Raw genomic sequence first — 19,964 nt, forward strand, 5'->3', positions numbered from 1 at the left:
ACTTTCTATATGACACCCCTCGACTTCACCCAACTCTCCCACAACGTGGCCGCCCTGTGCCGCAGCACGGCCGAATTCATCCGCCAGGAAGCCACTGTGTTTGACCGCGCCAAGATTGAGCACAAGGGCCTGCACGACCTCGTGAGCTACGTGGACCAGGAAACCGAGCGTCGCCTCGTGGCCGGCCTGCGCGAGCTGCTGCCCCAGGCCGGCTTCATCACCGAGGAAGGCACCGCCGGGCCCGATTCACAGAGCGAGGAGTTCACCTGGATAATCGACCCGCTCGACGGCACCACCAACTTTGTGCACGGCCTGCCGGTGTATTCCATCAGCGTGGGCTTGCTGCACGGGGCCGAGCTGGCGGTGGGCGTGGTGCAAGAGGTGAGCCGCGACGAGAGCTTCCGGGCCGTGCGCGGCGGCGGCGCTTTTTGCAACGACCATCCCATCCACGTCACCGACGTGACCGACCTACACAGCTCGCTCATCGCCACCGGTTTCCCCTATAAGGATTTTGGCAAGCTCGATTCCTTCCTGCAAATCCTGGGCGCGTTCATGACGCGCAGCCACGGCGTCCGCCGCTTGGGCTCGGCCGCCGTCGATTTGGCCTACGTGGCCGCCGGGCGCTGCGAGGCGTTCTTTGAGTTCAACCTGAATTCTTACGATGTAGCGGCCGGCATTCTGTTGGTGCGCGAGGCTGGCGGCCATGTCACCCAGTTTCTGACGGATGGCGACCCGCTATTTGGGCGCGAGCTGGTAGCCAGCAACGGGCACTTGCACCAGCAGGTGCAGGGCGTGATTGGCGAGTTCTGGCAGTAATGGCCCGAGTACCCCGAAGCTCCCGCTTCGGCCCGCGTTGAACGAGTTGTTCTGACGCGAGCCGAAGCGGGAGCTTCGGGGTACTCGTGCTGCGCTAAACTATTCCGCTCCTAACGTAGTTTTCCCGTCATGCTTCTGGCCCTCACCTCCGTCGAAATTCAGTATTTTCTGATTGCTGCCGCCTTCGTGGCCGCGACATTTTACGTGGGTCGCATCTTCTGGCGGGCCTTTTTCAGCAAAACGGCCGCGGGTTGCGCCAAGGGCTGCGGCGGCGCCTGCGGGCAGCTCGACGTTGACCGTTTGCAGGCCACCATTGAGGCCCGGGCCGCCCGCGAAAAAGTGCCGGCCTGACCCGTTGGGTTTTCTTTTGGGCGCGCATAACCCGCCCCGGCCCCGGCTCCGTATAGCCGAGGCGGGGGCTGCATTTTTAGGGCTTCCCGCACTTCCTTTCACTACTCCAAATAACCATCCGCCATGCAGGACAAAGAAGAAGAACGGTCGCTTGTAAACGTTGAGAACAAGCTCCGGAAAGACGGCTTCACCCAGGATTTTAACGTTGTGGACGGCCGCCTGCACACCATCGGCAACGACTCCAACAAAACCTACGCCCCGGACGAACTGACTATCGTGGACTTCTACCGCTTCGAAGGCGAAAGCGACCCCGACGATATGTCCATCCTCTACGCCATCGAAGCCAACGACGGTGTGCGCGGCACCATTTCCTCCGCCTACGGCACCTACGCCGAGTCCGACACGCTGGAATTCCTCACCAAAGTCGAAGACCTGGGCAAAAACCTGACGAAGAACCATAAGTAGGTTCGAGCCATAGGTAATAACGCTGTAAACACAGCACGTCATGCCGAGCGTAGCCGAGGCATGACGTGCTGTGTTTCTTTATCTATTCGCCTTTTCTACCCCCACACCTTGGTGCCCTCCGAGCAGTTGCGGCACATCTCAATCTGGTCGCGGCCTTTGAGCAGGCTGCTGCGGAAGCGCTGGTACTTGGGGCCGCGCCAGAGCTCGGCGAAGGTTTCGGTTTTGAGGTCGCCCTGGCGGTACTCGGCGTCTTTGTCGAAGCAGCAGGGCACCACCAGCCCGTCCCAGGTGATGACGCAGGAGTGCCACATCTTCCAGCAGTGGTCGACCAGCTTGTTTTTCAGGCTCCAGGTGCCGTTGGCGTTGTTCTGGTAGCGCGAGTAGTAGTCGATGGTGGGAATGAGCGGTGAGCCGTGCTGATGGTCGTAAATCTGGGCGGTTTTAAACCACACGTCGTCCACGCCTAAGGCGTCGGCCAGTTGTCGGGCATCGTCAATCTGGTGCTCGTTGGGCCGCACCACCAGGAACTGGAAGATGATGCGCGGCGTGGCCGACTTCAATTCCTTGCGCCACTTCACCACGTTGCGGGTGCCTTCGAGCACCTTTTCCAGCTTGCCGCCCACGCGGTATTGCTGGTACACGTCCTGCGTGGTGCCGTCGAGGGAGATGATGAGGCGGTCGAGGCCACTTTCTACCGTTTTGCGGGCGTTCTGGTCGTTGAGGTAGTGGGCGTTGGTGCTGGTGGCGGTGTAGATGCCCTTGCTGGCCGCGTACTGCACCAGCTCCAGGAATTGCGGGTGCAGGTAGGGCTCGCCCTGGAAGTAGAAAATCAGGTACCACAGCCGGCTGGCCACCTCGTCGATGGTGCGCTTGAACAAGTCACCCTGCAGCATGCCCGTCGGCCGCGTGAAGGAGCGCAGGCCGCTGGGGCACTCCGGACAGCGCAGGTTGCAGCTCGTGGTGGGCTCGAAGCTGAGGGCCATGGGCAGGCCGCGCAGGCGCGCCTTGCCGGTGATTTTGCTCAGTATGTAGGAGCCCACCACCTGCACGGTGTTCCACACGCGCAGGGGCGTGGCTTTGGAGAGAAGGTTGAGGCTGTCGGTGAGCGTGGACATGAAGCAGGTACGGAAGGCCTAAAAATACGTCATCCTGAGCGCAGCGAAGGACCTTGTCACGGGAGAACAGCTGGCGCCAGGATTGTTCTAGCGGCTTTTCTAACGTAATAAGGTCCTTCGCTACGCTCAGGATGACAACTGGTTGATTACCCGCTTACTTCTTCGTGGCCGGGAATTCGATGGCGCTGGTGTAGGTGCTGGCCTTGCCGAACGACTGGTTGATTTCGTCGATGGCGGCGCGGCTGCTCAGGCGCTTGGGCTTGGTGTTGAGGAAGGTGCCGTCTTCGCCCACCAGCATGTAGGTGGGCACTTCCTGCAGGGCATATTCCTTGGCCAGGGCCGAGCGGAGGCCACCGCCGGGCACGCGAGCCTGCACGCCGGGCAGCTTCTTCACCGTCACGAGCGACTTCCAGGCCTGTTCATTCTCGTCCAGCGCAATGTTGATGAAGGCGATGTTTTTGCCTTCAAACTTGCGCATCATCTCCTGGGCGTAGGCCAGGTCGCGCAGGCAAAGGCCGTTGGTGGTTTTCCAGAAGTTGAGGTACACCAGCTTGCCGGCGAAGTCATGCAGGTGCACCGTGTCGCCGCTGGCGGTGGGCAGCTTGAAATCGGGCGCGGGCGCGCCGATGGCGAACTCCTTGTGCTGGTTGAAATCGTTCTGCAGGATGGGGAAGTACTGATTCTTAGGGTCGTAGTTGCGGAAATCGGCCAGCATGGCAGCCGACTGCTTCACGTGCCCAAAGCGAAACGACTCCTGCAGGATGCGGCCCAGGATGATGGCGCGCGTGGGGCCCGTCAGCTTCTTGCTGGCCAGGGCGTAGGAGGCGGGGTAGAAGTCCGGGTCGGTGCGCTGGTGGTGGTCCTGGGCCACAGCAAAGTGCACGTAGTTGAGCAGGAATTCGTGGTACAGCTCGCTCTGGGCGGCGTTGGGGTCGTTTAGCAAGCCGGGCTCGCGCAGGAAATTGTAGTAGTCGGGCGCCATTTTCAGGCGGCCTTCGGTGTTCACCACCTGCTCGCGCAGGTCTTGGAAGGTGAGCTTGTCGTTGGCGTAGGCATACACCGCCTCGGCGTGAGCGTAGTTGTAGAAGTCCTGCGTGAACGACTGCTTGGCCGCGTGGTCTTCCAGAAACTCAAACTCGTGCTTGCGGCGATACTCCAGGAAGGATAGAAACGGCGCTTCGTAGAGCTGAATGTTGTCGGGCAGCACCTGAAAGCCGTCGTTTTCCACAAACTGGGCGTCAAACTCCGAGAGGTAGTTGTTGGCGTTGGCGCCCTGCTGGCGGTGGCGCTGCTCGTCGGTCAGGTTGTTGCCGTTGCGTAGCTTGGTGGCCAAGCCGGTGGGCACGTCGTTGGCCTTGAAGCGTAGCGTGCCCGACATGTCGTTGCCCTTGAAGCGGGCCTCAATGTCGGTGCCGGGGTCGAGGTAGAGTGGGGCCACGTCGTCGCCGTACACCAGGTCGGCCTTGGTGGGGCCGTTCACGGGTATAGTCAGCTTGAACTCGCCTTTGTCGCCAATTTTAGCGCGAAACAGCTTCTCTTTGGGGTCGAGCGGGTTTTCGCGCAGCGAAACAGCCACCGAGTCGGTGGTGGGGCTGCTGATGCGGCCGGTGAGCGTGGCCGTGCCGCCGGTGGCAGCCGTTTCGGTGGGCGCTTTGCGGGCAGCAGCACCCACCACGGTGGTAGTCATGCGCCCTTGCCCGTAGCCCACCAGTGGCCCCAGCAGCAGCGCCGCGCCCAGCAACCGACGCGCATGTGTAAGGAGAGTAGATGTCATATCTAATAATAACCAGCCACCGACGGCCGTCGGCAATTGCTAAAATCGACTAAACCAGCACTTGCTTTTGGGCTGCCTTACCAGATAATTCGCGGTAAAAGCCTATCAGCACTCCGAAGATACGGCCTTTTAATTTATAAAGTCCAAAAATGGTTTCATAATTCTTCTTGTCTTAACCGGGGCCGTACTCGACGGAGGCCGCTATAAGGACTGCGGGCCGGCTGATTATCAAGGCACTTTTCAGGTAATTAACTGCGAATAGACGCACAATAACGTTGCGCGGAGCTCGTTAAAGCGGCTTGGCCTGCGCCCAGCGCGGTTTCGTGGCCGGCCGGTTGTAGGGGCGGGACTAGCCCTCGCCCGCCGGGGGGGGCCGGCGCTGGTATCCTTCAACCGAAAGCCAGCGAAGCCAACGGCGGGCGGGGACAAGCCCCGCCCCTACAACCGGCCGTTATTAGCCAAACAGCCCGTTCAACACCTCGTCAAGGCGGCTCACGGGCTGAACTTTCATACCAAAGCGGGCCAGGTCGAGGCCCTTGCCGTTGAACTGCGACACGTACATCTCGCGGAAACCCAGCTTCTCGGCTTCGGCCAGACGCTGGTCGAGGCGGCTCACGGCGCGGATTTCGCCGCTCAAACCCACCTCGGCGGCCAAGGCCACGTGGCCGGGAATGGGCAGGTCATTCAGGGAGGAGACGACGGCGGCGCACACGGCCAGGTCGAGGGCCGGGTCATCCAAGCGCAGGCCGCCGGCGATGTTCAGAAACACGTCGGACTGGCCCAGGCGCAGGCCGGCGCGCTTTTCGAGCACCGCCAGCAGCATTTGCAGGCGCTTGGCGTCGAAGCCGGTGCTGCTGCGCTGCGGGGTGCCGTAGGTGGCGGGCGTCACGAGGGCCTGCACTTCCACCAGCAGGGGGCGGTTGCCCTCCAGCGTGGCGCCAATGGCCATGCCGCTCAGGCTTTCGCCGCGCTGCGAGAGCAGGATTTCGCTCGGGTTGCTCACCTGGCGCAGGCCGTCGCCCTGCATCTCGTAGATGCCCAGCTCGGAAGTGCTGCCGAAGCGGTTTTTGGTGGTGCGCAGGATGCGGTAGCTCAGGTGCCGGTCGCCCTCGAACTGCAGCACCGTATCGACCATGTGCTCCAGGATTTTGGGGCCGGCAATGCTGCCGTCCTTCGTGATGTGGCCGATGAGCAGCACGGGTGTGCTGGTTTCCTTGGCGAATTTGAGGAACTCGGCGGTGCACTCGCGCACCTGGCTCACGCTGCCGGCGCCGCTTTCCACCAGCGTGGAGTGCATGGTCTGGATGGAATCGACCACCAAGATGTTGGGCTGCACCTGGTCGATTTGGCGGAAGATGTTCTGGGTGTTCGTTTCAGTGAGGATGTAGCAGCCCGACTGCCGGCCCTCGGCCATGCGCTCGGCGCGCATTTTTATCTGGGCTTCGCTTTCTTCGCCGCTCACGTAGAGCACCTTCAGGTTGCGCAGGCTGAGGGCAATTTGGAGCATGAGCGTGCTCTTGCCAATGCCCGGCTCGCCGCCGATGAGCACCATGGAGCCCGGCACGAGGCCGCCGCCGAGCACGCGGTTCAGCTCGCCGTCGGGGGTGATGATGCGGGGCTCGTCTTCTACCAGAATATCGCCGAGGGCCACGGGTTTGGCGGCCTTGGCCAGGTTGCCGCCGGGCACGGTGCTGGCGGGCTTCCACTGGCCGGTGGTGGTAGCGGCGGTTTCCTTCTGGACGACCTCCTCCACGTAGGTATTCCACTCGCCGCACACGGGGCATCGGCCTATCCACTTGGCCGATTGGGCGCCGCAGGACTGGCAGAAAAAGACGGTTCTGGCTTTGGCCATGCTGGTTTTCAGGGAAGGGTTGGGGTGTGAGTGATAAGGCAAATGGAGGCAGAAAAGTTGCTTGGAAAAGGCGTGGTTTTGCGTGGGCACCTCCCTGGCGACGCGAGGGCGGGGCCTCACCCCCCGGCCCCCTCTCCCAAAGGAGAGGGGGAGCCAGGCGACTCCTTCTGGTGCATAACCGGTGCCCTCTCTCCCTGAGGCTTCGCGCTTCAAGCGAACCGGAGGTCAGGGGGCGAGGCGCCCGCCCGCGCTACGTCCCCCCGCCCTCACTTCCCGCTCACGGCCTGGTTGTAGGCGCTTATTAGCTCGGGGGCGTTGTGCAGCTGGTACTTTGGGCGACGGGCAGCTTCGGTGCCCTTGGCGGGGCGCAGCTCGGCGGCCAGGGCCGGCACCTTTTCGCAGAGCCGACTCATGAACGCGGTGTAGCCTTGCTGGGTGCGGGGCACCTCCTGCAGCTCGCCGCCGTAGGCCCGCACGTACCAGTAGTACTTCTCGTGGGTGCCGGTCGAAATAAGCAGCGCCCCTACCGGCAGCGGAATGGGGATGAGCATGTCGTTCTTGGTTTTGGCGTAGCCGTAGAGGGCCAGCGGGCCGGGTGTGGCCACGTTTTCGGCCAGCATTTTTAGGGGCTTGCCGTGCAGCTGCAGCGCCACCAGGGTGTGGCCGTCCACGGCCATGCTTTGCAGGCGCTCAATGTCGATGGCCTTGAGTTTGGGCCGGGGCAGGCGGTCGGGCGGCGTTTCGTAGCACTCCACCTTGTCGAGCAGGCTGGTGCTGTAGCTTTCCACGTAGCCCTGCACCTGCTTGCCGCTCACGAAGGTGAACTGGGCCGGGAAGAACGTGGGGGCGCCGTCGCGGGCGGCGCGCAACGAGTCGACGCGGGTGGCCACCCGCTCGGGGCGTTGGGCCCGGGCCGGGGCGGCCAGCCCCAGGCCGCACAGCAGCAGCAACTGCCCGAAACGCGGCCGGACACCGAAGATTGGTAGAAATTTCAGCTTCATTGAAAACGGAAAAAGGTCTTCGGCGCAAGGTACTAGCGCCGGCCCCAACCCGCCCGCGGGCGGCATCAGCCCTTGGGCAGACGGGCACTTACAGGATAGGCAGCATGGGAAGTGAGGGCAGGGGGACGTAGCGCGGGCGGGCGCCTCATTCATGAAGGAGAGCGGAACTGCCTGCCCGACTAAATGAATGAGAAAGAGACTCATTTTCCGCGTCCCGGCTATATAAACACTTAGAAATACCTGGTTGCCGCCGCGCCAGCTTCCGGCGTTTCGACCGGTACCTTAGCTCCGGCCCAGCCGGCCTCAACATTGCACCCCGCGCCGGGTTATAGTCCTATGCCGACTGCTCCTCCCCTCACCCCCGCCGACCTGGCCGCCGTCACCGCCTTCGCCGGCCTGCCCGATGAAACACTGGCTTGGCTGCTCGCCCACGGCGAAGGCCGCGCCCTCGCCTCTGGCGAAGTCCTGTTCGAGCCCGGCGCCCCGGCCGAGCTGATGACGGCCGTTATCCGGGGCGGCATCCAGTTCTACCAGGTGAAGGGCGCCCAGCGCGAGCCCGTGTTTCGCGTCGAGGCCGGGCAGGTGTCGGGCGTGCTGCCCTACTCGCGGCTGCGCGTGCTGGCCGGCCAGGGCGTGGCCGTGGGCGACACCCTGCTCTACACCCTGCACCGCGACCAGTTTCCGGCCCTGGAGCAGGCCAGCCCCGAGCTCACCCAGCGCCTGGTGGCCGTGATGAACGACCGCAGCCGCGACCAGGTGCGCGTGCAGGAGCGCGACGACAAGCTGCGCGCCCTGGGCAAGCTCTCGGCCGGCCTAGCCCACGAGCTCAACAACCCCGCCGCCGCCATTGCCCGCGCCGGCCAGGCCCTGGCCCAGCGCGCAGCGGCCAAGCCCGGCCTGTTTGTGGAGCTGGTGGGCCACTGCCCCTCGCCCGAGGCCATGCGCGCCCTCACCGGCCTGGCCGTGCCGGGCGAGGCGGCGCCCGCTGCGATGTCGGCCCTGGAGCGGGCCAACCGCGAGGACGAGCTGGCCGACTGGCTCACCGAGCAGGGCGCGCCCGACGGCTACCACCTGGCCCCCGCCCTGCTCGAAGCCGGCGTGACCGTGGAAGCCCTGGCGCCGGTGGCCGCCCTGCTGCCGCCAGCCGCCCGCCCGGCCGCCTTCGCCTGGCTCGAAGGCCAGCTCACCACCATGCAGCTGGTGCGCGACGTGCAGGAGGCTGGTGGCCGCATCAGCAAGCTGGTGGCCGACGTGAAAACCTACTCGCACATGGACCGCGCCGGCGGCTTCGAGCCCCTCGACGTGACCACCGGCCTCGACAGCACTCTGAACATGCTGGGCTTCCAGCTGCGCCAGAAAAACGTGCACCTCACCCGCGACTACGCCCCCGACCTGCCTCAGATTCGCGGCCAGGTGAGCAGCCTCAACCAGGTGTGGACCAACCTGCTCGACAACGCCATCGACGCCCTGCCCGCCCAGGGTGGCGAAATCACGCTCCGCACCCGCCGCGAGGGCGATTTTGTGCGCGTGTTTCTCATTGATAACGGTACGGGCATCCCGGCCGAGGTTTTGCCGCACATCTTTGAGCCCTTCTACACCACCAAGCAGGCCGGCGATGGTTCGGGCCTGGGGCTCGACATCGCGCAGCGCATCATTCATCAGCACGATGGCCGGCTCGATGTTGATTCCAAGCCCGGCCGTACCGAGTTTTGCGCCTGGCTGCCGGTGGGGTGATGCCGCCCAAGCGTGACGCCTCACCCCCGGCCCCTCTCCCTAAGGAGAGGGGTGCCAGTCGACTCTTACGCGCATAACCGGTGCCCCCTCTCCCTGAGGAGAGGGGGTCAGGGGGTGAGGCGTCAACGTCAGAACTTTTAAACCATGAACCATGGCCACCGCTAAACCCATCATTCTCGCCGTCGACGACGACCCGCAGGTGCTGGCCGCCATTGCCCGCGACCTGCGTCAGGAGTTCAGCCAGGACTACCGCATCCTGCGCGTCAACTCCGGCCCCGAAGCCCTCGAAACCATCAAGGAGCTGCACGCTAAGGAAGAGCCAATGGCCCTGATTCTGGCCGACCAGCGCATGCCCCAGCTCGAAGGCGTGGAGCTGCTCACGGCCTCGCGCGAGTTTTTCCCCGATGCCAAGCGCGTGCTGCTCACGGCCTACGCCGACACCGAAGCGGCCGTGCGCGCCATCAACTCGGCCCGGCTCGACCATTACCTGATGAAGCCTTGGGACCCGCCCGAAACCCTGCTCTACCCCACCCTGCACGACCTGCTGGCTGCTTGGCAGGCCACCAACAAGCCGCGCTACGACGGCATCCGGCTCATCGGGTTCCAATGGTCGCCGCTGTCGCACGAACTCAAGGATTTCCTCAGTGGCTACATGGTGGGCTACCAGTGGCTCGACTACGAAACCAGCCCCGAAGCCCAGGCCCTGGTGAAAACTCGCGGCTTCGAGCCCACCGACTTGCCGCTCATCATCTGCGCCGACGGCAAAGCCGTGGCCAACCCCAGCAAAGCCGACCTGGCCAATCACCTGAACATCGCCAACCAGCCCCTGCAGGACATGTACGACGTGGTGGTAGTGGGCGCCGGCCCCAGCGGCCTGGCCGCCGCCGTGTACGGCGCCAGCGAGGGCCTGCGCACGCTCATCATCGAGCGCCAGACGCCCGGCGGACAGGCCGGCACCAGCTCGCGCATCGAAAACTACCTGGGCTTCCCCACCGGCCTGAGCGGCGCCGAGCTGGCCCACCGCGCGTGGACGCAAGCCGTGCGCCTCGGTGCCGAGCTCCTGGCGCCGCAGGAAGTTACCGACCTCTGCATTCAGGATGGCTACAAGGTGCTCACCCTCAGCGACGGCCGTGAGGTCAAAACCAAAGCCGTGGTGCTGACCACCGGCGTGAGCTACCGCACCCTCGACGTGCCGGGCATGGACCGCCTCAGCGGCGCGGGCGTGTACTACGGCGCGGCCCGCACCGAGGCCCGCAGCTGCGACCAGCAGGACGTATACATCGTGGGCGGCGGCAACTCGGCCGGTCAGGCGGCCATGTACCTAGCCACCTACGCCCGCAACGTCTACATCGTCATTCGCGGCGCTAACCTGGCCGCCAGCATGTCGGCCTACCTCATCGAGCAGATTCGCAACACGCCTAACATCGTGTTGATGCCCTTCTCGCAAATCAAGGAAGTGTGCGGCCAGGACCACCTCGAAGCCGTGATGGTCGACATCAACGGCACCGTGGAAAAGCGCGAGGCCCGCGCCCTCTTCGTCTTCATCGGCGCCAAGCCTAGCACCGAATGGGTGTGCGAACAAGTGGTGTGCGACGGCAAAGGCTACGTCCTCACCGGCCGCGACCTGGTGACGGACCCGCGCTACCCCCAAATCTGGAAGAAAGAACGGGAGCCCTACCTGCTCGAAACCTGCGTGCCCGGCATCTTCTCGGCCGGCGACAGCCGCGCCGGCGCCATGGCCCGCGTGGCCTCGGCCGTGGGCGAGGGCAGCATGGCTATCAAGTTCGTGCACCAGTACCTTGATGAGTAAAACTTAGGGCAGGAGGGTAAGAGGGTAGGGGGGTAGGAGTTTGGCAAATACTGCATAACTCCTACCCCCCTACCCTCTTACCCTCCTGCCCTAAAAAACTACTCCTCCAGCATCAGCTGTTCGGGCAGGTTCATCAGGTAGTCGCCGTAGCCGCTTTTGCGCAGCGGGGCGGCAATGGCGCGGAGCTGGTCGGCGTCGATGAAGCCCTGGCGGTAGGCAGCCTCCTCAATGGAACCCACTTTCAGGCCCTGGCGCTGCTCAATCACCTTCACAAATTCGCCGGCCTGCATCAGGCTTTCGAAAGTGCCGGTGTCGAGCCAAGCGGTGCCGCGGCCCAGGATGCCCACTTTCAGCGTGCCACGGCGCAGATACTCGCGGTTAACGTCGGTGATTTCGTACTCGCCGCGCGGGCTCATTTCCAGGTTTTTGGCGATTTCTACCACGTCGTTGTCGTAGAAATACAGGCCCGGCACGGCGTAGTTGCTCTTGGGTTGGGCCGGCTTTTCCTCAATGCTGAGGGCCTTCTTATTCTCGTCGAACTCGACCACGCCGTAGCGCTCGGGGTCGTGCACGTGGTAGGCGAACACCACGCCGCCCTGCGGGTCGTTGTTGGCTTTCAGCAGCTCCGAGAGGCCGGCGCCGTAGAAAATATTGTCGCCGAGCACCAGCGCCACCTTGTCTTTGCCGATGAAATCAGCGCCCAGCACAAAGGCCTGGGCAAGGCCATTGGGCACTTCCTGCACCACGTACTGAAAATCGCAGCCTAGGCTCTTGCCGTCGCCCAGCAGCTTTTTGAACTGCGCCTGGTCGTGCGGCGTGGTGATGATGAGTACTTCCCGAATGCCAGCCGACAGCAGAATCGACAGCGGATAGTAAATCATTGGCTTGTCGTACACGGGCATGAGCTGCTTCGAGACGGCCAGCGTGAGCGGGTGCAAGCGGGTGCCGGAGCCGCCGGCGAGGATAATGCCTTTCATATAATTGGAATTGTAGCCTGGACTCTGCGAGTCCGGGCATCGGGGAAGTTGACTCATGCCCGGACTCGCAGAGTCCAGGCTACAATTTAATTTCTTTCCTGAATGAAGCCCTGATTGGCCTTGAACCACTCCAGCGTCTGGCGCAGGCCTTCGCGGATGCGCACCTGCGGGTTGTAGCCCAGTAGGTTGCGGGCCTTGGAAATATCGGCCAGCGAGTCGCGGATATCACCGGCGCGGTCAGGGCCAAACTTCGGCGCCAAATCGGAGCCAGCTTCTTCGCGCAGGATGTCGTACATCTGCACCAGCGAGGTGCGGTCGCCCACGGCAATGTTGTAGACTTGGCCCAGGGCTTCGGGGTTCGTCACCAGCGCGGCGCGGATGTTAGCTTCCACGCAGTTTTCCACGAAGGTGAAGTCGCGGGTCTGGCCACCGTCGCCGTTGAGCGTGGGGGCCTCGTTGCGCAGAATGGCGTCGATAAACAGCGGAATCACAGCCGCGTAAGCCCCACCCGGGTCCTGGCGCGGGCCGAAGATGTTGAAGTAGCGCAGGCCAATGATTTCCATGCCGTAGGTACGGGCAAACACGTCAGCGTACAGCTCGTTGGCGTACTTGGTCACGGCATAAGGCGAGAGCGGCTTGCCAATCCGGTCTTCCACTTTGGGCAGGCCGGGGTGGTCGCCGTAGGTTGAGCTGCTGGCTGCGTACACGAAGCGCTTCACGCCCGCGTTCTTGGCGGCCGTCAGCATCTGCACGAAGCCGCCCACGTTCACGTCGTTGGTCAGCACCGGGTCCTTGATGGAACGCGGCACCGAGCCCAGGGCGGCCTCGTGCAGCACCACGTCCACGCCTTCGCAGGCGTTGGCGCACACGGCCGCGTCACGAATGTCGCCGTCCAGAATTTCGAGCCGGTCATCGCCCGTAAACAGCGCCAGGTTTTTGCGGAAGCCGTTGGAGTAGTTATCCAGCGTCCGCACTTTTTTGACGCCGTATTTCAGCAGATACTCCACGATGTTGGAGCCAATGAAGCCCGCGCCGCCGGTCACTAGAAAAATCAGGTTGTCGAGCGGCAGCTCGTGGAAAGGGGATTCGTACACTTTGGGAATGTTGAGTTTTGAATGTTGAGTTTTGAGTGAAAGATTTAAAGAGTTGAATTTGAAGACAAACTCAACATTCAAACCTCAACACTCAAAACTTCTAGCGCCCCGCGTACTGCTTGGCGTTGTAGTCTTGGTAGGCGCCGCTGGTTACGCTGTTGAGCCACTCCTCGTTTTCGAGGTACCAGTCCACGGTCTGGGCCAAGCCCTGCTCGAAGGTCACGGAGGGCTTCCAGCCCAGCTCGTTCATGATTTTCGAAGAGTCGATGGCGTAGCGCATGTCGTGGCCGGCGCGGTCGGTCACGAACTTGATGAGCTTGCGCGAGGTGCCCACTTCCTGGCCGGTTTTCTGGTCCACCACGTCGCAGAGCAGCTCGATGAGCTTCAGGTTCTGCCACTCGTTCACGCCGCCGATGTTGTAGGTATCGCCGTTTTTGCCCTTGTGGAACACCGCGTCGATGGCCGTGGCGTGGTCTTTCACAAACAGCCAGTCGCGCACGTTCTCGCCCTTGCCGTACACGGGCACCGGCTGGCCGGTGCGCAAGCGGTGAATGGCCAGCGGAATCAGCTTCTCGGGGAAGTGGTTGGGGCCGTAGTTGTTCGAGCAATTGCTCAGCTTAATGGGCAGGCCGTAGGTGTGGTGCCAGGCCCGCACAAAGTGGTCTGAGCTGGCTTTGGAGGCCGAGTAGGGCGAGCGGGGGTCGTAGCTAGTTTCCTCGGTGAACATCTCGGGGCCGAAATCCAGCGAGCCGTATACCTCGTCGGTGCTCACGTGGTAGAACACGTGGCCCTCGTAGCCGCCGGGCTGCCAGAGGTGGCGCGCGGCATTCAGCAAATTCACCGTGCCGATGACGTTGGTTTTCACAAACGCCATGGGGTCGGTGATGCTGCGGTCGACGTGCGACTCAGCCGCGAGGTGAATCACCGCGTCGGGCTCCTCGTTGGCAAACAGCTGGTCGATGAAGTTCTGGTCGGCGATGTCGCCCTTGATGAACTTGTAGTTCGACGCGTTTTCAATGTCGCGCAGGTTTTCCAGGTTGCCGGCGTAAGTCAGCGCATCGAGGTTGAGAATCTGGTACTCGGGGTACTTCGTGACGAAGAGCCGAACCACGTGGGAGCCAATGAAGCCGGCGCCGCCGGTGATGAGGATTTTCATAAAGGAGAGATAGTGATATGGTGAAATGGTGAGTTAGGAGAAGGCTAAATGGCGGTGTGTTAGAACATCAGCTCACCATTTCGCCATCTCACTATTTCGCCAATGTTTGCTGCCACTTCCAGGCACTGGCCAGCGAATCGGCCAGCGAAGTTTCGGTTTTGAAGCCCAGCACCTGCTCAGCCTTCGTGGCATCGGCGTAGATGGCGGGCACGTCGCCGGGGCGGCGCGGGCCGATGCTGTAGTTCAGCCTCTGGCCGCTGGCTTTCTCGAAGGCCTGCACCACCTCTAGCACCGAGTTGCCGTGGCCGGTGCCCACGTTGAAGGTTTCCACGGTGTCGGCGGCCTTGCGGTCGAGCAGGCGCTGCACGGCCACCACGTGCGCCTTGGCCAGGTCCACCACGTGGATGTAGTCGCGGATGTTGGTGCCGTCGGGCGTGTCGTAGTCGTTGCCGTAGATGGTCAGCTTCTCGCGGATGCCGGCAGCCGTCTGGGTGATGAAGGGCACCAGGTTGTTGGGCACGCCTAGGGGCAGCTCGCCAATCTTGGCCGACTCGTGCGCCCCAATCGGGTTGAAGTAGCGCAGCAGGATGGTGCGAATCTGGTTGTCGGGCGCGCCGGCCACGTCGTGCACAATGTCTTCACACATCTGCTTGGTGCGGCCGTAGGGCGACGAGGCCGGCTTGGTGGGCGTGGCTTCCGTCACGGGCAGCGCGTCGGGGATGCCGTACACGGTACACGAGGACGAGAACACCAGGTTTTCAACGCCTTGCGCCTTCATCACTTCCAGTAGCGTAAGCAGCGAGCCCACGTTGTTCTGGAAGTAAGCCAGCGGCTTCTGCACCGACTCGCCTACCGCCTTGAAGGCCGCGAAGTGAATGACGCCCTTGATGTCCTTCTCCGTCTCAAACACCTGCCGCAACGCTGCTGCGTCGCCGCAGTCAATGCGGTAGGTGGGCACCTTCGCGCCCAGAATGGCCTCAATGCCTGCCACTGCCGACTCCTGCGAGTTGCTGAAATCGTCGACAATAACGGGTTGAAAACCAGCCTGGGCCAGCTCTACCACCGCGTGGGAGCCAATATAGCCGGCACCGCCGGTCACGAGAATCTTGTTCATTTTTGGTGCTTAGTTGTTGGTGCTTGGTGCTTGGTGCTTGGCATTGTAATAGTTAGTACTTGGAAGATGTCATTAGCTCATGGAGAGCCAAGCACCAAGCACCAACAACCAAGTACCCGATTACAGGCTCCAGTACTGCAGGTCCTTCATCTTGCCGCGATACAGGCCTTTGATGTCGACCAACACGGCGTTGTCGGAGGTGATGGACTGGAAGTAGGCCTCGTCCTTTTCGGCGTAGGGCTTGTGGCTCACGGCCACAATCACGGCGTCGTAGTCTTTGCGCACATCGTCGTTGTGTGTCAGGCGGAAGCCGTATTCGTGGTGCAGCTCGTTGGAGTCGGCGTGCGGGTCCACGATGTCGACGTTGACGGAGAAGTTTTTCAACTCCTGAATCACGTCGGCCACCTTGGAGTTGCGGATGTCCTCCACGTTCTCCTTGAAGGTGGCGCCCATCACCAGCACGCGGCTTTTGGCCACGTCCTTGCCCTTCTTAATCATCATTTGCACCGTTTTGCGGGCGATGTATGCCCCCATGTTGTCGTTGGTGGTGCGGCCGCTCAAAATCACCTTGGCATCATAACCCAGCTCCTTGGCCTTGTAGGTCAGGTAGTAAGGGTCGACGCCGATGCAGTGGCCGCCCACCAGACCGGGGCTGAACTTGAGGAAGTTCCATTTGGTGCCGGCAGCTTCGAGCACCTCGTAAGTATTGATGTTCATGCGGTCGAAAATCATCGACAGCTCGTTCATCAGGGCGATATTGACATCGCGCTGGGTGTTTTCGATGATTTTAGCGGCCTCGGCTACCCGGATGCTGCTGGCGCGGTGCACGCCGGCCTGCACCACCAGCTCGTAGACCTTGGCAATGACGTCGAGGCTTTCGTCGTCGCAGCCGGCCACCACTTTCACGATGCTCGTGAGCGTGTGCTCCTTGTCGCCGGGGTTGATGCGCTCGGGCGAGTAGCCCACTTTAAAATCGTTCGGGAACTTCAGGCCAGAGAGGCGCTCCATCACCGGGATGCAGTCTTCCTCGGTGCAGCCGGGGTACACGGTGCTTTCAAACACCACGTAATCGCCCTTTTTCAGCACCTTGCCCACCGACGACGAGGCGCCGAGCAGCGGCTTGAGGTCGGGCATGGCGTGCTCGTCGATGGGCGTGGGCACGGCCACAATGTAGAACTGCGCCTGGCGCAGCACTTCCAGCGAATCGGTGAAGGTAATGTCGCAGCCGTCGAAGGCTTCTTTTTCCAGCTCGCCGCTGGGGTCGATGCCTTGCTTCATCTGGGCCACGCGGCCGGCGTTGATGTCGAAGCCGGTGACCTTCAGCTTTTTCGCGAATTCGAGGGCGATGGGCAAGCCCACGTAGCCGAGGCCGATGACGGCCAGGGTGGCCTCTTTGCGCAATAGTTGGTCGTACACGTAGTTAGATTTTCGAGGTTCGTTTTTCAGTTTTGAGGAGCGGGCGCACCGATTGTTCGTCGGCGCTGAGCTCGTATTGTTCGCCGCTTTCGGGGCAGGTGGCCTGGCGGTTGGCGTCGAAGGTGAGGCGGTGGCCGTAGGCGCTCATCCAGCCCTGCGGCCGGGCGGGCGCGCCGTATACGAGCGCATAGGCCGGAACGTCGTGCGTGACCACGCTGCCCGCGCCCACAAAGGCGTAGCGCCCCAGCCGGGTGCCGCACACAATGGTGGCATTGGCCCCGATGGTGACGCCCTGCTCCAGGTAAGTAGTTTGGTACTGGCCGGCGCCCTTGCGGGGCACGGCACTGCGCGGGTTCTTCACGTTGGTGAACACCACCGACGGGCCCAGAAACACGTCGTCTTCGCAAATGACGCCGCCGTAGAGGCTCACGTTGTTTTGCACCTTCACGTTGCGGCCCAGCACCACGCCGTCGGCCACGAACACGTTCTGGCCCAGGTTGCAATCCTCGCCAATGTCGGCCCCGGCCGAGACGTGGCAGAAGTGCCACACGCGGCTGCCCCGGCCCACGTGGCAGCCCTCGTCGAGGACGGCGGTGGGATGGGCGTAGTAATCGGGCGTAGAATGCGGCATGCGGGCAAGCAAGGGATTGAAGCCGCAAAGGTAAGACGGGGCGGGGGTTGGGTTCGTACTTTTGGGTAATTCCCTCAATTCGACTGCATCATGGGCCTGCCCACGTTCAAACTTCCTGAAGAATTGGCTTACGTTTCAGCTGATGACTACCTCGCGCTCGAACTCGAAGCCGAAACCAGGCACGAGTACGCCAACGGCCGCGTGTGGGCCATGACAGGCGCCGAGATGACCCACAACGACATCAACTACAATCTCAATCAGGTTATCGGCCCACAGTTGCGCGGGAAAGGCTGCAAAGCCAATATGAGCGACTTGCGGGTGCAAACGAAAAACCGCTCTGGCTATCTGTATCCCGACACGGTGGTGATTTGCGGCACTCCTATGCTTTCCGATGAGGTGAAGCCCCGGTCCTTGACCAATCCGGTGCTGGTAGTAGAAGTGACGTCAGCCTCGACTGCTGAGCGTGACCATTACGAGAAGTTCGCGCTCTACCGGCATATTGATAGCCTGCGCCAGTACCTTATGCTCAGCTCCGAGGAGGTGCACGCCGAAATCTATACTCTGGACGAGCTGGGCCGCTGGATATACACCGAAACCCGCGACCTCAGCGCCGTGCTGGACCTGAGCAGCATAGTCTGCCAGGTGCCGCTGGCGGAGGTGTATGCGGGGGTTGAGTTCGATTTAGAGACTAAAGAATAGTCCGGCAAATAATTCAATTGGCGTTGCTAAAAGGCTCGCGACCAGCATACCATTACTCTCAGCGCGCAGGTTTTGGCGTTTTGCATACCACAAGCACAGTCCAATCAACAGCCAGCCTACCACCAATGTGGCCCAGCCGTATGCTACCGAATGGTCGGCATAAGCGGGTATGTAGGCAGCTTCAAACCCATTTTCCCCCGAAATATTCGGCGGCTTCATTCGGTTGACCATTCTCTGTGCTTCTGCAAACCAGTAGCAATGGAAACCGAGGGCCAAGCCGAAGAACACTGCAAACCGTAGACCGTAAGCAAGCTTATGCCATTTGGCCGCGAGCCAATCAAGAGAGGACCAGTAATAACTCACAGCTTCACGCACACATTCTGCGCCTCGGTGAAAAACCGCAGCGCTTCCAGTCCGCCCTCGCGGCCCACGCCGGAGTTTTTCATGCCGCCGAAGGGCGTACGCAGGTCGCGGTGCAGCCAGGTATTTACCCACACGATGCCGCTGTGCAGTTGGTGCGCCACGCGGTGCGCGCGCTGCAGGTCGCGCGTCCAAAGCGTAGCCGAGAGGCCGTAATCGGTGCTGTTGGCCATCATCAGGGCTTCCTCGTCGGTATCGAAGGGCGTGAGGGTGACGACGGGGCCGAAGATTTCCTCCTGGTTGGTGCGGCAGTCGAACGGTAGGTTTTCGAAAACCGTGGGTTCGAGAAAGTAGCCGTTTTCGCAACGGCCGGGCACGGTGGCGCGGTGGCCGCCGGCCAGCAGGATGCCGCCTTCGTCGTGCGCCAGCTTGATGTAAGCCAGCACTTTGTTCAGGTGCGCCTCGCTCACCAGCGCGCCCTGCTTGGTTTCGGCTTCCAGCGGGTCGCCGATTCGCTGGTCCTTGAGCTGCTGCAGAAACTCGGTTTTGAAGGCCTCGTAGATGGGGCGCTCCACGAAGATGCGGGAGCCGCAGAGGCAAATCTGGCCCTGGTTGGCGAAGCTGCTGCGGATACTGGTAGCCACGGCCGCGGCCAGGTCGCAGTCGGCGAAAATGATATTCGGGTTTTTGCCGCCTAGCTCCAGGCTGAGCTTCTTGAACATGGGCGCGGCCGTAGCGGCCAGGTGCCGCCCCGTAGCCGTGCCGCCCGTGAAGCTGATGGCCTTGATTCCTGGATGCTCCACGATGGCCTGCCCGCAGTTTGGCCCGTTGCCGTGCACGATGTTGAGCACACCCGCTGGCAGGCCTGCTTCGATGCACAGCTCGCTCAGCAAAAAGGCGGTAGCCGGCGTAATCTCAGAGGGCTTGGCCACCACGCAGCAGCCCACGGCCAAGGCCGGCGCTATTTTCCAGGTGAAGAGGTAGAGCGGCAGGTTCCAGGGTGAGATGCAGCCTACCACGCCCACGGGGTGGCGCACGGTGTAGTTCACGGCCACGCCTTCCTGCACGTGGGCCTCGGTGGCGAAGTGGCCGGCGGCGGTGCCAAAAAAGTGGAAGTTGGAGGCGGCTCGCGGAATGTCCATTACCCGGGCCAGGCTGAGGGGCTTGCCGTTGTCCTGGCTTTCGGCGCGGGCCAGGCGGTCCAGGTTGGCGTCGATGAGGTCGGCTATTTTCACCAGCAGGCGGCCGCGGTCCTCGGCGGGCAGGGCGCGCCAGGCGGGCAGGGCGGCTTCGGCGGCGGCCACGGCGGCGGCCACGTCCTCGGGGCCGGAGTCGGGAATCTGGCCGTAGACCTGGCCGGTGGCGGGCTCGATGTTGTCGAGGTAGCGGCCGGCCTGCGGGGCCACCAGCAGGCCGTTGATGTAGTTCTGAATGCGCAGCATAAGCAGGGGAATGGGCAGGAGCAAAGCTAACGATGCCCTCCCATTGCCGGAGCCGGCGGCGCTCCCACATGGTAGCAAGAACAGCTGGTTACCCGCCGCATGAAGCATAAGCGACAGGGGCGGTCCGAGCGGTTGGGAGCTGGTAGAAGAACCTTGG

At 62.5% G+C, this 19,964-nt stretch carries 18 protein-coding genes; 6 read left to right on the plus strand and 12 right to left on the minus strand.

What is annotated here, in order from left to right; genetic code table 11:
• Positions 1-9: 9 nt before the first annotated feature.
• The 3 genes from MTP16_RS05585 (at position 10) to MTP16_RS05595 (ending at position 1,632) form a co-directional block, all read left to right on the plus strand.
• A complete protein-coding gene (locus MTP16_RS05585; RefSeq protein WP_243516631.1) occupies positions 10-816 on the plus strand; it encodes an inositol monophosphatase family protein in 807 nt (268 codons plus the stop codon).
• 129 nt (positions 817-945) lie between these two features.
• Positions 946-1,167 carry a hypothetical protein gene (locus MTP16_RS05590; RefSeq protein ID WP_243516633.1) on the plus strand — a complete coding sequence of 74 codons (222 nt, stop codon included), beginning with the start codon at positions 946-948 and terminating at the stop codon, positions 1,165-1,167.
• Between the two features lie 123 nt (positions 1,168-1,290).
• Entirely contained in the window at positions 1,291-1,632 is a 342-nt protein-coding gene (locus MTP16_RS05595) for a hypothetical protein (RefSeq protein ID WP_243516634.1), read from the plus strand.
• Between the two features lie 95 nt (positions 1,633-1,727).
• Here MTP16_RS05595 and MTP16_RS05600 read toward each other — a convergent pair whose 3' ends face one another.
• The 4 genes from MTP16_RS05600 to MTP16_RS05615 form a co-directional block, all read right to left on the minus strand.
• Positions 1,728-2,747, minus strand: a complete 1,020-nt coding sequence (locus MTP16_RS05600) for an SPASM domain-containing protein (RefSeq protein ID WP_243516635.1) — start codon at positions 2,745-2,747, stop codon at positions 1,728-1,730.
• A 154-nt stretch (positions 2,748-2,901) separates the two neighbouring features.
• Positions 2,902-4,521 carry a TlpA family protein disulfide reductase gene (locus MTP16_RS05605; protein ID WP_243516636.1) on the minus strand — a complete coding sequence of 540 codons (1,620 nt, stop codon included), beginning with the start codon at positions 4,519-4,521 and terminating at the stop codon, positions 2,902-2,904.
• 454 nt (positions 4,522-4,975) lie between these two features.
• The gene (gene radA / locus MTP16_RS05610) at positions 4,976-6,373 is read right to left on the minus strand and encodes a DNA repair protein RadA (RefSeq protein WP_243516637.1); all 1,398 of its coding nucleotides are present in this window, start codon (positions 6,371-6,373) and stop codon (positions 4,976-4,978) included.
• Between the two features lie 266 nt (positions 6,374-6,639).
• Positions 6,640-7,374, minus strand: coding sequence for a hypothetical protein (locus MTP16_RS05615; protein ID WP_243516638.1), 735 nt, complete (start codon positions 7,372-7,374; stop codon positions 6,640-6,642).
• Positions 7,375-7,710: 336 nt separating this feature from the next.
• On the opposite strand from MTP16_RS05615, the gene MTP16_RS05620 reads away from it, so the two are divergent.
• Positions 7,711-9,108: a sensor histidine kinase gene (locus MTP16_RS05620; RefSeq protein ID WP_243516639.1), complete on the plus strand. Its 1,398-nt coding sequence runs from the start codon at positions 7,711-7,713 to the stop codon at positions 9,106-9,108.
• Positions 9,109-9,259: 151 nt separating this feature from the next.
• Complete coding sequence (locus tag MTP16_RS05625; protein WP_243516640.1) at positions 9,260-10,918, plus strand: FAD-dependent oxidoreductase; 1,659 nt, start codon at positions 9,260-9,262, stop codon at positions 10,916-10,918.
• 98 nt (positions 10,919-11,016) lie between these two features.
• Here the strand turns inward: MTP16_RS05625 and rfbA are convergent, their stop codons facing one another.
• The 6 genes from rfbA to MTP16_RS05655 all read right to left on the minus strand — a co-directional run bounded on the left by rfbA (position 11,017) and on the right by MTP16_RS05655 (position 17,306).
• Positions 11,017-11,895 (minus strand): glucose-1-phosphate thymidylyltransferase RfbA, encoded by an 879-nt coding sequence (gene rfbA / locus MTP16_RS05630; protein ID WP_243516643.1) that lies wholly within the window; start codon positions 11,893-11,895, stop codon positions 11,017-11,019.
• Between the two features lie 86 nt (positions 11,896-11,981).
• A complete protein-coding gene (locus MTP16_RS05635) occupies positions 11,982-12,989 on the minus strand; it encodes an SDR family oxidoreductase (protein ID WP_243516645.1) in 1,008 nt (335 codons plus the stop codon).
• A 100-nt stretch (positions 12,990-13,089) separates the two neighbouring features.
• Complete coding sequence (gene rfbB, locus MTP16_RS05640) at positions 13,090-14,145, minus strand: dTDP-glucose 4,6-dehydratase (protein ID WP_243516646.1); 1,056 nt, start codon at positions 14,143-14,145, stop codon at positions 13,090-13,092.
• Positions 14,146-14,236: 91 nt separating this feature from the next.
• Positions 14,237-15,259: a UDP-glucose 4-epimerase GalE gene (gene galE, locus MTP16_RS05645; RefSeq protein WP_243516648.1), complete on the minus strand. Its 1,023-nt coding sequence runs from the start codon at positions 15,257-15,259 to the stop codon at positions 14,237-14,239.
• A gap of 120 nt (positions 15,260-15,379) precedes the next feature.
• On the minus strand, positions 15,380-16,675 hold the full coding sequence (locus MTP16_RS05650; protein WP_243516650.1) for a nucleotide sugar dehydrogenase: 1,296 nt from the start codon (positions 16,673-16,675) through the stop codon (positions 15,380-15,382).
• A 4-nt stretch (positions 16,676-16,679) separates the two neighbouring features.
• Positions 16,680-17,306 (minus strand): acyltransferase, encoded by a 627-nt coding sequence (locus MTP16_RS05655; RefSeq protein ID WP_243516653.1) that lies wholly within the window; start codon positions 17,304-17,306, stop codon positions 16,680-16,682.
• Positions 17,307-17,396: 90 nt separating this feature from the next.
• On the opposite strand from MTP16_RS05655, the gene MTP16_RS05660 reads away from it, so the two are divergent.
• A complete protein-coding gene (locus MTP16_RS05660) occupies positions 17,397-18,005 on the plus strand; it encodes a Uma2 family endonuclease (RefSeq protein WP_243516656.1) in 609 nt (202 codons plus the stop codon).
• Here the strand turns inward: MTP16_RS05660 and MTP16_RS05665 are convergent.
• Positions 17,988-18,380, minus strand: coding sequence for a hypothetical protein (locus MTP16_RS05665; RefSeq protein WP_243516658.1), 393 nt, complete (start codon positions 18,378-18,380; stop codon positions 17,988-17,990). The two genes, MTP16_RS05660 and MTP16_RS05665, sit on opposite strands and share 18 nt — an antisense overlap.
• Positions 18,365-19,807: an aldehyde dehydrogenase gene (locus tag MTP16_RS05670; RefSeq protein WP_243516660.1), complete on the minus strand. Its 1,443-nt coding sequence runs from the start codon at positions 19,805-19,807 to the stop codon at positions 18,365-18,367. The genes MTP16_RS05665 and MTP16_RS05670 overlap by 16 nt, the downstream gene beginning before the upstream one ends.
• Positions 19,808-19,964 lie beyond the last annotated feature (157 nt).

It is taken from the genome of Hymenobacter monticola (assembly GCF_022811645.1).
Lineage (GTDB): Bacteria > Bacteroidota > Bacteroidia > Cytophagales > Hymenobacteraceae > Hymenobacter > Hymenobacter monticola.

Coding starts and splice junctions, on each gene's coding strand:
- MTP16_RS05585 (WP_243516631.1), top strand. CDS start 10: ATGACACCCCTCGACTTCACCCAACTCTCCCACAACGTGGCCGCCCTG.
- MTP16_RS05590 (WP_243516633.1), top strand. CDS start 946: ATGCTTCTGGCCCTCACCTCCGTCGAAATTCAGTATTTTCTGATTGCT.
- MTP16_RS05595 (WP_243516634.1), top strand. CDS start 1,291: ATGCAGGACAAAGAAGAAGAACGGTCGCTTGTAAACGTTGAGAACAAG.
- MTP16_RS05600 (WP_243516635.1), bottom strand. CDS start 2,747: ATGTCCACGCTCACCGACAGCCTCAACCTTCTCTCCAAAGCCACGCCC.
- MTP16_RS05605 (WP_243516636.1), bottom strand. CDS start 4,521: ATGACATCTACTCTCCTTACACATGCGCGTCGGTTGCTGGGCGCGGCG.
- radA (WP_243516637.1), bottom strand. CDS start 6,373: ATGGCCAAAGCCAGAACCGTCTTTTTCTGCCAGTCCTGCGGCGCCCAA.
- MTP16_RS05615 (WP_243516638.1), bottom strand. CDS start 7,374: ATGAAGCTGAAATTTCTACCAATCTTCGGTGTCCGGCCGCGTTTCGGG.
- MTP16_RS05620 (WP_243516639.1), top strand. CDS start 7,711: ATGCCGACTGCTCCTCCCCTCACCCCCGCCGACCTGGCCGCCGTCACC.
- MTP16_RS05625 (WP_243516640.1), top strand. CDS start 9,260: ATGGCCACCGCTAAACCCATCATTCTCGCCGTCGACGACGACCCGCAG.
- rfbA (WP_243516643.1), bottom strand. CDS start 11,895: ATGAAAGGCATTATCCTCGCCGGCGGCTCCGGCACCCGCTTGCACCCG.
- rfbB (WP_243516646.1), bottom strand. CDS start 14,145: ATGAAAATCCTCATCACCGGCGGCGCCGGCTTCATTGGCTCCCACGTG.
- galE (WP_243516648.1), bottom strand. CDS start 15,259: ATGAACAAGATTCTCGTGACCGGCGGTGCCGGCTATATTGGCTCCCAC.
- MTP16_RS05655 (WP_243516653.1), bottom strand. CDS start 17,306: ATGCCGCATTCTACGCCCGATTACTACGCCCATCCCACCGCCGTCCTC.
- MTP16_RS05660 (WP_243516656.1), top strand. CDS start 17,397: ATGGGCCTGCCCACGTTCAAACTTCCTGAAGAATTGGCTTACGTTTCA.
- MTP16_RS05670 (WP_243516660.1), bottom strand. CDS start 19,807: ATGCTGCGCATTCAGAACTACATCAACGGCCTGCTGGTGGCCCCGCAG.